Annotated in this window: 6 protein-coding genes; 1 reads left to right on the top strand and 5 read right to left on the bottom strand. The window is 47.8% G+C overall.

Annotated features, from left to right (window positions below):
* Window positions 1–20: 20 nt before the first annotated feature.
* The 5 genes from LN737_RS01925 to LN737_RS01905 form a co-directional block, all read right to left on the bottom strand.
* Window positions 21–1,391 (bottom strand): glucoamylase family protein, encoded by a 1,371-nt coding sequence (locus LN737_RS01925; RefSeq protein WP_405515743.1) that lies wholly within the window; start codon window positions 1,389–1,391, stop codon window positions 21–23.
* A gap of 75 nt (window positions 1,392–1,466) precedes the next feature.
* The gene (locus LN737_RS01920) at window positions 1,467–3,050 is read right to left on the bottom strand and encodes a glucoamylase family protein (RefSeq protein WP_405515742.1); all 1,584 of its coding nucleotides are present in this window, start codon (window positions 3,048–3,050) and stop codon (window positions 1,467–1,469) included.
* 181 nt (window positions 3,051–3,231) lie between these two features.
* A complete protein-coding gene (locus tag LN737_RS01915) occupies window positions 3,232–4,155 on the bottom strand; it encodes a LamG-like jellyroll fold domain-containing protein (protein ID WP_405515740.1) in 924 nt (307 codons plus the stop codon).
* 66 nt (window positions 4,156–4,221) lie between these two features.
* Complete coding sequence (locus LN737_RS01910; protein ID WP_405515738.1) at window positions 4,222–5,757, bottom strand: RagB/SusD family nutrient uptake outer membrane protein; 1,536 nt, start codon at window positions 5,755–5,757, stop codon at window positions 4,222–4,224.
* 17 nt (window positions 5,758–5,774) lie between these two features.
* Window positions 5,775–8,735, bottom strand: coding sequence for a TonB-dependent receptor (locus tag LN737_RS01905; protein ID WP_405515736.1), 2,961 nt, complete (start codon window positions 8,733–8,735; stop codon window positions 5,775–5,777).
* Window positions 8,736–9,118: 383 nt separating this feature from the next.
* Between LN737_RS01905 and LN737_RS01900 the strand changes: the two genes are divergently transcribed.
* Window positions 9,119–11,902 carry a two-component regulator propeller domain-containing protein gene (locus LN737_RS01900; RefSeq protein ID WP_405515734.1) on the top strand — a complete coding sequence of 928 codons (2,784 nt, stop codon included), beginning with the start codon at window positions 9,119–9,121 and terminating at the stop codon, window positions 11,900–11,902.
* Window positions 11,903–11,907 lie beyond the last annotated feature (5 nt).

Here is an 11,907-nt window from a genome sequence, read left to right as displayed (position 1 = left end):
CATCTGTATCGCTGAGATAATTACTTTAACCAGCCACCTGTAAACCCGGCCCGTTTCAAACCTTTCTGAATGTGCGGGTTACGTTTCATCAGATTCCAGACAAAATTGGTACGTAAATTTTCGGCCATCAACAGAATAGGACCCTGATCGATGCCGAGGTAATCTATGTCAAACCAGCCGTTTGCCGTTGAGCCAAGGGCATAAGCCGAGGGAAAACGATACGTTGGATTGAAAGCGTCGCGGAAACCGTATGGGCCGTAAATCTTATCACCGTATTTGGCTTTCATGGCTCTCAGAGCCGGTAAACAGATTTCGGGTGCGAAAGCCAGCGAACCGCCAGCCGCTGTTGGCGCTAACGTACCATCATCGACCTGTTGCATGGAAGCCGCTCCGCGTGCGCGATAGGAGAAAAATTGACGACCGGCTACCGTTGTATCTTTAGGGCCATCGCAGGCAGTCAGCCCCCAGATGGTAGCGCTGTAATCCTGCCATTTCCCCGGATTTGCCATACAATACGCCCGATTGGCATACGTAGCCCGGCGCGAATTTTCGGCGTAATCGATGCCTTTGCTGGTCATGTATTTGTCCTTGATGCCCCGAAAGTCGATCCAGACGTGGGAATACTGATGGCCGAAAAGTGGGTCAAAGTTTACGTGTTGCTGTCCCTGAAACGTAGCCCATTCGTAGGTTTTTGTCCAGGCAGACCAGACCTCTTCGCCAACTGGGTGCGTGGGCGAACCGAGTGCTAGTACGTACAGAAGCATGGCTTCGTTGTAGCCTTTCCAATCAGCCGGAATAAACCCTTTTTCGGGATGCCAGCCCATCGATACGTAAGGCTTTCGGGCCTGCATCCATGTCCAGTCTACGCGTGCGTAAATCTGTTCGGCCAACTGACGAATTTCCGTTTCAACGGGCGTGTTTTTGTCGAAGTACGTCTGGCAGCTTAGAATGCCGCCGAGTAGCAGGGCCGTATCAATAGTGGAGAGTTCTACTTCCTTAAACCGTTCGCCGGTTTTCATGTCCAGAAAATGGTAGAAAAATCCTTTATAGCCTGTTATGCCGCTTTTTTTCTCCGACTGGGGCGCTTTGGCAAAAAAACGTAATGTTTTAAGTGTTCGCTCGGCAGCCTGCGCCCGCGTAACGTATTGACGCTCCACCCCAACCAGATAAGAGGTTAGGCCAAAACCAACCGCGGCAATACTGGCAAACGAACGGGTTGGCGCCCGATCAGGCGTCAGGCCATTCTCCGGATTCGTTGTGTCCCAGAAGTACCGGAACGTATCGCGCTGCAGACTATCCAGAAAATCGGTATCGGCCTTTGTGACGTTGTAGGGCCGCGGCTGAGCAAAACCCGTAGTAAGGGCTAATAAAAAGAAGAGAAACGTTTTCATGAATTTTGTGCGGGGCGATTTTTGAACTTCCCGACAGCTCGAAACTTTCGGGAAGTTGCTACCTGCCAGATAAGTTTAATTCAGATTAGGGCTTTGGAAGCCGAGGTTCTTCATTCCCTTTTTCACTTCAGGGCAGCTCATAAACAGTTTCCAGAGCAGTTGCGACCGCTGGTTCTCGATCATAACAATAATGGGGCCTTGATCAATAGCCAGAAATGAGTCAGCAAACCAGATGTTTGTCAGATTGAACGCATCCACAAAACCGTACTCTTTCCAGGTTTTGTCACCCAGTTTATAATAAAAAAACCGAAGCGCCTGCATCGACTCTGTGGGCGTATACGGCATGGATGAAAGGGCGGCTGTTGGCGAGATCGTACCGTTGTCGTTGTTCGGTTCGTGGGCCGAATAGCCGTTTTGCTCGTCGCTGGCGGTCAATCCCCAGCAATTCGGACTATAGCCGCTAAATTGTTTGGGATTGGTTTTGCAATACGTATAGTTGATAAGCGAATGGGCCGTGTTTTGCTGCCAATAGTCGGCATAAGCGTCTTTTAGATCATGCGGATTAATTCCGAGGAATGAGTATTGCGAAAAGAACAGCGGACCCCCATAAGCAGGACCAAGCGGGAGCTTTATGCCATAATAGCTGTTGCCGTTGGCCATTTTGCCGTTCTGCGCCCAGCTATTGTCGTACACCATTTTTGAAATAGCACTTGTATTCGACGATGCGGCCATCACATACGTAATGAGAGCTTCATTCCAACCCCGAATGGGCATATTCATGTCCCAGTTATAATTGGGCGACCAGTGCCAGTATAAATTTGTTTCGGCTCCGCTCTTCGTAAACCAGTTCCATTCTACGCCATCCCAAAGGTCATTGATCGTTTTGCGAAGCGCAATTTCCTCGGCATTGGTTGAGCTGTTGAAATATTGCCGGGCGGTAAGCAATCCTTGCATCAGGTACGACGTTTCGACCAGATCGGCACCGTCATCTTTCTGGCTAAATGGAATTGTAGCACCTGTAGCGCCATTCAGCCAGTGCGAAAATGCACCATGATAGCGCTTGGCGTTGTTTTGAAGGAAATTCGCGATTTTGGTAAGCCGCGCTAAGCCTTCCTGTCGACTGATAAAATTCCGGTTTATGCCGACGATAATTGACATAATGCCAAACCCACTTCCCCCCGACGTAACGACATCGCCCGACGAATTACGCTCACGAGCAAGGCCCGAAACGGGGTGGCCAAAATCCCAGAAATATTTAAATGTCTGCTTCTGAACAAGATCGAGTAGGAGCGAATCACTTATGCGCGAGAATTTGTCGGTACTATCCAGCGCCGTTGTCAGGCTGACACTTAGGCTGGAGTTGAACGTCGTGCTACGTTGCGATGTAAGGGTTGGCGGAACCAGCACTGTATAAGCCGTAAGCGATTTTAGCGGACTTTGTGGGGCAATGACTACGGTTGTATCAGCGCTGCCAAATGAAAATGATAAAGGAACCGAACTGGCGGTATTTTTATCCGTTAGCCTGATGGTATTTTTTGCTGATTCCTGACTGATCGGTACGGTAAATGCGATTCGAATGGAAGGTGTCAACGTAACATCTTTATAGGTCAGGGATGACGATGGCTGTCCATTGACCTGTACGGATTTGTAATAGAACAACTCCGCGGGTTCGGGGTTTTCTTGCTGCGTTTTACAGGACAGGCAGAATAGCAGCCCAATCAGATTAAAAAAAGGGACGTTGAGTTCATAGGTAATGGCAAAGTGCCGAGTAAATCAGAAAGGCAGGAAATAGGGGCTGTCTTTCCGAAGATTAACAGCCCCTTTGAGTCATCAATATTAATTAGCGTCCTGCCGATTCAAGTTGGTAAAGGGAGCCAATGTCTGTTGCAGACAGTGCTTTGTTATACACCCGGATCTCGTCAATAGAGCCATTGAATAAGCCTTGCCATGACTGAGCCGCAGCTTTTGTGTAGCCGGTATTGGCGCTTGGCCATCCACCAATAATCACCTGTGTTGGTGTTGCTAATGTAATTGGACCAATTCCAACGCCATTTACAGTTCGGTTCCGATAATCGCTGTTTGACACCAATTTGCCATTAGCATACAAATCGATGTTCGAAGAGCTACCATCGTAAACCATTACGTAATGAACCCATGATCCAGCACCTTTTACGATCTGCCACTTTGTGCCAATATCCGCATTGCCGAATCCATTAACATTATCACCACCGGTGCTATAGTTACCATTCAGATAGGTATGAAATGCGGCATGTAGACGTAATGTGTCGCTTGCCGCTTTGTAGGAGCCCGTTTCGACATACACATTAAGCGGTCCCTGATTCCAGTCTCCCTGCGCGGCCAGAGCTTGTGTTAGGGCAAAAACAGACGAAGCTGTCGTTCCATTATTAGCCACTTTTACCCATGAACTTACTGTTACGCTTGGAATAGCGCTGGTGCTGCTCAGAGAAGAAATCGTTGGGTATAACAGGTATCCAGAATTTAACTGCAATGCCTGGCCCTTTGTACCAGTTGTGAACGTAGCGTTGCTGCTGTTTGATGGCGCCGTTTTTGAGATGTCCTCATTGTTTGTGCCATCAAACGTCCAGTGTGCCAATAAGTTAGACGCAGCTACTTCATTAGAGTTATTGTATCCTCCAATTGGAGGTAAGGTAGTACCGCCGTCATCACTTTTGCAGGAAGTGAATAGGGTAGAACCGACTACTATCGCGGCTGCTGCCCACAGGGTTATTGTTCTCGTTTTCATGATAAATTGATTTGTAATTGAAAATTGGGTTTTATTGTAAAGGGTACTTAATACGTTGAGGTAAAATCAATAACCCGGATTTTGGTCCAGTTTGCCGCCACTCAATTCGATTTGCAGACTCGGTATCGGTAAAAGTTCGTTTTTCCCCGCGACGAAATTCTTCCCGGCTGCCTGCATCACCTGGGCCGCGCGCCCTGTTCGAACCAAATCGAAAAAGCGGTCATGCTCCATAGCCAGCTCTATTCGGCGTTCTTTCCAGATCGCATTACGGACATCCGCTTGGGAAGCGGCTTTGGTTGCCGCCAGACCAGCACGGGTACGTATCAGATTCAGGTTCGTTATCGCAACGGCCGTTTGCCCCAGTTCGTTGTTGGCTTCGGCATTCATTAATAAAACGTCGGCATACCGTAGTAACCGTACATTTTTCTGTTTCCTGTCGCGGTTGCCCAGATAAGGCTCTATGTTCGGGTTTTCGCTGGCGTATGCCTTGTAGTTATAATACAGGTTTTGAACCGAGTCGGAGCTAGGAATACGGAATCCGTCGTACAGGACCGTACCGACGTGTTTTCCACTATTGTCGATGCTAATAATGGTAGAGGCTTTCCGTTTGTCACCCGGTTCATAGGCATTTACCAAATCCTGACTGGGCGTATCGAAGCCAAAACCCAGGTCGGTCCAGCCGCCTTTTCCACCTACGCGCGGTCCTTGCCAGGTGCTATAGCCACCGACAGCAATATCTCCGTTGTTGAACGTACCACTTTGTGTCTCGAAAATAGACTCGCTGTTGTTATTGCCAGCGGAGCGCCAGATCGTCGTGTAATCAGGCACCAATGAATACTGACCGGAGTTGATGACTTCCTGAGTAAGCGCCTGAACCTGTTGCCAGTTTTTGCGGTACAGATACGTTTTAGCCAACAGGGCCTGAGCCGCTCCTTTGTTTGCGTGACCGACAGCCGCTTGTGCTCTCAGTGGCAGGTTGTTGATCGCAAACTGTAAATCCTGGGTAATTACGTTGTAGATCGTATCGACCGGGGCTCTGGTCTGGAAAGCAGGGTCGGAATTGGCGTCCTGCGCATCTTTAGGCACCCGGGTTACTTTCGGCACTTTGCCAAAAAAGCGTACCAGATTGAAGTAGTAATACCCCCGAATAAACCGGACTTCGCCAACCAGCTGATTTTTGGTTTTGGCATCAATCGATGCTGTTTCCAATGCTGCCAGTGCCTGATTGGCCCGTGAAATACCGCTGTAATAGCCATTCCAGAGAGCCGCTACGAAATTATTGGTCGGTGTCAGGGTTAGGTTATCAATATCGGCGATTGAGGGTTGGTCAGTGGGTGTGCTTCCTTTATCTGCATCGTCAGAAATGATATTGGTGGCCGCAATAAAGCTAATACCGTGTACATCGCCACCGGCGCCCCCAAAAGCCTCACTGTTATAAAGACTGTTATAAACGCCGGTTACCAGATTGATGGCCAGGTTAGGGTCTGTGGCTGTAGTTGCCTGACCCTGTACCGGTACGTCCAGAAAACTTTTTTGGCAGGATGCGGTCAGCAAAACGGCTGCAAAGCCTGCACTAAGAGAAATATAAGTAGTACGTTTCATGGTGTTGTCGAGTAGGATTAAAAGCCAACATTCAGGCCCAGTGCGTACGTTTGCGTTGTTGGATAGGCATTCAGTTCAATACCCTGGCTGGTCGGATTTCCGGGTAATTCGGCAGTGAATCCACTGTATTTTTTGATGGTCAGAATGTTTTGTGCGGTTACGAACACCCGGATGCTGCTAACATGAATTTTGTCCAGAAATCCTTGTGGGACTTTATAGCCCAGAGTTGCATTGTTGATCCGGGCGAATGAACCTGATTCAACGAAGTAGGTCGAAGCTGGTAGATTGCCACTGTTAGCGGCCGGCTCATTTTGTATGCCGCTACCGGGTGTCCAGCGACCGTAAGCCATTGAGCGTTCAACATTATCGAGGGCCTGCTGGCGGAAACCACGTTTGCCGTTATAAACCTGATTGCCAACATTGCCATACAAATCAGCGCTCAGATCGAATCCTTTGAACGTCAGTCCTAGACTCAGACCGAAGTAAGCTTTCGGTTGATAAGAGCCTACGAAAACACGGTCGTTGTCGTCAATCTTTCCATCGCCGTTCGTGTCCTGATATTTGAAGTCACCCGCATTGGCCGAGGGCTGAATAACCTGTCCTGTCGCGTTTTTATAATTGGCTATTTCGTCGGCGGTCTGAAAAACGCCCAGTACCTGCAATACGTAGAAACTACCAATAGGCTGACCATTATCGGTACGGGTGGTGTATTGCTGATTGGCGCCAACGCCCCCATCCAGAATAGGCTGCCCACCATTCAGACCAATAACTTTGTTCTGGTTGAGCGTAGCGTTACCACCGATTCGGTATGAAAGGTCGTTTGTGATTTTGCCGCGCCAGTTTAAGGTAACTTCCAGTCCCTGATTTTGAATCGAGGCCGCATTGGTTAACACGACTCCGTCGGCATCGCCCGTAACAGAAGGCACTTTTACGTTGATCAGCAGGTCGCGGGCTTTTTTATTATAGTAGTTGACTTCGCCCGACAGTTTTCCGTTTATCGCCGAAAACTCGATGCCGAAATCGGTTTCTTCCGTAGTTTCCCACTTCAGATTTGGATCTTTGATCTGAGTAATGGCGCTACCGGGTGTAGCAATTCCTCCACCAAATGGATAGGCTAAATTTGGCTGAACCGTAACCGTGTAGGAGTCGGATGGTATCCGGTCATTTCCAACCCGGCCCCAGCTGGCCCGCAGTTTAAGAATGTCGAAAATCTGCTGATTTTGCATGAATGGCTCGCTTGTGATCAGCCAGCCAACTCCAACTGATGGGAAATAACCCCAGCGGTTTTGTGTAGGGAAGCGAGACGAGCCATCAGCCCGGATAGTTGCAGTAAGCAGGTACTTATCGTCGAAATTGTAGTTTAACCGACCGATGTAGGAGTTCCGCGTGTATTTGTCGCCGGTACCATCGTTGGTTGACGTATTGGCATTGCCGGTACCGATGTACCACAGGCTTGGCGCTGCGGGCACGTCTTTGCGAAAGGCCGAAAACTTAACCTGCGTATACTCTTCGGACGTAGTACCAACCAGTACGGTCAGGGCATGCTTATCAAACTTTTTATTGAACGTCGCCAGGTTATTCCAAGTCCAGTGAAACGTACGGGTATTTTCAAACGTCAGGTTGCTGTTTGGATTCCGCTGATTTCCACCCGGATTAATAAACGATGTCGTATCGTTATTGAATTGATAATTATAAACCCGACTGTTCAGATTGACCCAGTCACCACCCATTTCGCTACGTAAGGTCAGCCATTCGATCGGCTTGATATCCAGATAGGCAGATCCCAACAAGCGGTTATCGATTGCTTTGTTGTTGTTCTTCTCAATGTCCATGATGGGATTCCCGACGTTCTGATATACCGACGTATTGCCGTATTTTCCGCCTACTTTCGACTGGATAATCGGAGCAGCCCGGTAGGCATCGTTATAGGCCGAATTAAGGTTAGCAATCTGATTGTCGCCATTGGCGTAGGAAGCGGATATACCTGCTTTTACGTATTTATTGAACGTAAAATCGTTATTAGCCCGGATCGTAAACCGCTTATATACATTATCGATGACAATGCCTTGATCGGTAAAATAACCAGCACTCAGGAAGTAAGTCGATTTGTCAGTACCACCGTTGACCGAAAGGCCGTGATTCTGTTGAAATCCGTTACGTAGAATCTGGCTGTACCAGTCGGTTGATGTGGTGCCCGGATTGACCAGATTACCCGTTGCGGCACTGACGTAGTTAGCGTACTCGGCTGCGTTCGCCATCTTGACCAGGCTGGCCGGTAAGCGAAAACCGGCATTCCCCGAATAACTCACGGTCATTTTACCTGCCGTGCCACGCTTCGTGGTAATAATAATAACCCCATTTGCTCCGCGGGCGCCGTAAATGGCTGTGGCTGAGGCATCTTTCAATACGTCGATATTGGTAATATCGGCCGTATTAATATTGGAAATATCATCCGTTAAAACACCATCGACAACAAATAAAGCGGCTGTTCCTGCCAGGGCTGTACCCGTTCCGCGAATCCGGATAACAGGCGAAGTTCCGGGTTGGCCGCTGCTAATAATCTGTACGCCAGCTGCTTTTCCCTGAAGCGCCTGTGTAGCCGTAAGTACTGGCTGTTTGACTAGTTCCTCCCCTTTAATTGTAACGGTTGCTCCGGTTACGTCCGATTTGCGCTGGGTGCCATAGCCTACAACCACTACCTCGGTTAGCGATTTTGTGTCTTCAGTCAGCGCGGCATTAACGGCTGTTTTACCACCTACAGCTACCTCTACTTTCACATACCCGATGCTTGAAAATACCAGTGTAGCATTTTCGTCGGCCTGTATTGAGTAGGAGCCGCTTGCGTCGGTTACTGTTCCTGTAGATGTCCCTTTTACCTGTACTGTAACACCTGGCAAGCCAGTGTTTGTTGCGGCATCCGTTACTTTACCTGTGATACGTATGGGTGCTGATCTGGCCCAGCCAGTTGTGAGAATCAAAACGAATACTAGGCTGGTAAGCAATTTGGCCAGACCTCTCGTTTTCAAATGAAGCGAAATGTAAGTCATGAGCGTATTAACTAAGAAGTATTACTATGACCGGTTTATTAGCCGTCTACGTATTTAAGCAGACTAATTACTTAACGAGAATTAGCAATAACTTTCTAATAATTTTTTGCACAAAAGTAGGCTCTTGCTAACTTGGTACCTAAATTGGAGCTACATCATTACTACATCATATCCCTCTTTTCAGCCTATTTTTGACGATTTTACTACATCAGGTCGCCTAAACGGCTGAGTTTATGAAGAAAGGAAAGTGCAGTTGGGGGAGATTTTTTTCTAAGTGGATCAGGTTGGCTTTCCTGCTCGTATTTGCTTCTGGCATGTTTAGCTTGGCTCAAACATCCTATGATTTTTGTCAGCCGGAAATCATTACCTACACTCGACAGAATTATGGAGCGTACAATCAGAACTGGGGTGTAGCGCAGCATCCTAAAAACCGGTTCATGTATTTCGCCAATTCCAGAGGGTTACTCGAATTCGATGGCAATAGCTGGCGGGTCTATGAATTGCCCCGAAAGCAGAAAGTGCGTTCAGTAGCGATTGATCAGGCGGGCCGAATCTACACGGGTGCTCTGGGTGAGTTTGGTTACTGGCTTCCCAACCAGCATGGTGAATTGATTTATCACTCGCTTACTCCTTTGATTCAGGAGAAAACGTTTCTGAACGAAGAAATCTGGAATATTCTGATAACGCCACAAGGGGTTTTGTTCCAGTCGTTTGCGTTCGTATATCGATATCAGCAGGGTAAGATAAAGCTTCTGCAACCGCCTGCTACCATCTTATTTGTTCATCAGGTACGTAACCGGCTCTGGCTAGAAGTAATTGGGAGGGGCTTATACGAGCTGAAAAATGACCAGTATATTCCGGTACAAGGCAGCGAATTTCTGGGACACGAAACGGTCAACACGGTTCTGCCAATCGGGGAAAATGACCTGCTCATCGGTACCGAACGGGCCATTTACCGCTACGATGGCAAGCAGTTTAAACCTTTTAGTACGCAGGTAAATACATTTATTCAGCAAAATCGGCTCAATCGGGGCACGCTCATCGGGCCGAATCTGTATGCGTTTGGTACGTTGTTAAATGGAGTAGTAATCATAACAGCCGACGGTCAGATCCAATCTCACTTTACTCAAAAGAATGGACTGCAAAACAGTACGGTGCTGTCAATGTGCCAGGATGTCGATGGCAATTTATGGGTGGGACTGGATAAAGGTATCAATCTGATAAATATGGCTTCGTCAATTCGGTATTTTACAGATACTGAAGGTGAATTCGGAACCCTGTACGACATGGCCCGCTACGGTGATACGTTATACATTGGTACCAATCAGGGAGTTTATTACAAACCTCTCCTTCATAGAGAGATTCCTTTCAGGCTAATTTCCGGTACTCAGGGGCAGGTTTGGGATTTAACGATTATCGACAATCAGCTCTTCTGCGGGCATAATAAAGGCACATTCCGTATTAAGCGGGCGCAGGCAAGTCTGTTGTGCGCAGTTACTGGGGGGTGGGTACTTCGTCGGTTAAAACAGCAGCCTGATTATCTTATTCAGGGAACATACACAAGCTTATGTATATACCGAAAAGGAGTAAACGGGCAGTGGGAGTTTTCGCATAAAGTTGACGGATTTTCGGCCCCTGTCCGCCAATTGGAAGAAGATGACGCGGGGACTATCTGGGTTAATAAGGCTCCGAATCAAGGCATACAGCGGTTACGACTGTCAGCGGATTTGCGCCGGGTTGAGACCAGTAAGCCTTATAACGATGCCGAATTTGGGAGCCCTGCACTGGATCTCTACCAGATGCAGCACCGTATTCTGGTTGCTTCTGCAAGAGGAATACGTCTGTTTGACCCGGCTGCCAGCAAATTTACGACTGCCGTGTTGGCTTATCCCTGGTTGCATACTGATGTACGGAAGATTTTTTCCTTGTCAGACGCTGACTGGTTTTTACTGCATCAGGATGGCTCATTAAATTGGGTGCAATCGGGCAAACGGTCGGCGGCCGACGTACCGCTGAAGAGTGGTCAATGGGTTGATGAGTATGAAAATATCGTTGCGCTCGATTCAAATTACGTTGCCATTTGCCGTGAGAATGGGTTTGCCCTATTGCCACGGATGGAGTTGCCCCGGCTTGTCAGTAAGGCTGTTCCGAAATCAATTATTCGGGCTGTGGCCGTTACCGACAATCCGGCTGCCAAACACGTTTTTGATGGAATTACAGCTCCCTCAGAACTTACATTTTCGCATCAGCAGAATAATATCGGCATTACGTTCAGTACGCCTTATTATACCCGGCCAGTAAAATACAGTTACTGGCTCGAAAATAGTACGCGGGGATGGTCACCCTATTCGGTTACGCATCAGAAAGAATTCAGTAGTCTTCCGGCTGGTCAATATGTTTTTCATCTGAAATCAAATCTGAACGCGCAGGAAAGTACGCTTACGTTTATTATTCAGCCGCCCTGGTACTGGACAACCTGGAGTAAAATTCTTTATATGCTTCTGCTCGGGGCTTTGTTCTGGATAGTTTATCAATTGCACCTACGGCGCGTGGCTATTCAGCAGAACCGTATCCGTAAGCGCATGGAAGAAAAACTGCGCCACCAGGAAGAACGGAGTCAACGGGAAATTATTCTGCTCCAAAAAGAGCAACTGGAACAGGGCCTGATTCAGAAATCGGAAGAACTGGCCAATTCAACCATGTCGCTGATTCAGAAAAACGAACTGCTTATTCAGTTGAAAGAGGAGCTGGACCGAATAAAACTTCGTTCTGGAAATCGCCTGTCAACAGATGATTTTCAACGTATTAATAATTTGATAGATACCAACATTTCGAGCGAACAGGACTGGAAGCTATTTGAGGCAAACTTTAACAACGTGCATGAGCAATTTCTTAAACACCTGATTGAGCAATACCCTGACCTTAGCCAGGGCGATCTGAAATTGGCCGCTTATCTGCGCATGAATCTATCGACAAAAGAAATCGCACACTTACTGAATATCACCCCACGTAGCGTTGAACTGAAGCGGTATCGGCTTCGTAAAAAAATAAATCTGAACGCAGATATGAACCTGAGCGAGTTTATGATGAAATACTGAATTCA

It is taken from the genome of Spirosoma sp. KNUC1025, from assembly GCF_045160025.1.
In the GTDB taxonomy this organism is placed as follows: domain Bacteria; phylum Bacteroidota; class Bacteroidia; order Cytophagales; family Spirosomataceae; genus Spirosoma.
This window is presented reverse-complemented; position numbering and strand designations above follow the sequence as displayed.

Coding starts and splice junctions, on each gene's coding strand:
- LN737_RS01900 (WP_405515734.1), top strand. CDS start 9,119: ATGTTTAGCTTGGCTCAAACATCCTATGATTTTTGTCAGCCGGAAATC.
- LN737_RS01910 (WP_405515738.1), bottom strand. CDS start 5,757: ATGAAACGTACTACTTATATTTCTCTTAGTGCAGGCTTTGCAGCCGTT.
- LN737_RS01915 (WP_405515740.1), bottom strand. CDS start 4,155: ATGAAAACGAGAACAATAACCCTGTGGGCAGCAGCCGCGATAGTAGTC.
- LN737_RS01925 (WP_405515743.1), bottom strand. CDS start 1,391: ATGAAAACGTTTCTCTTCTTTTTATTAGCCCTTACTACGGGTTTTGCT.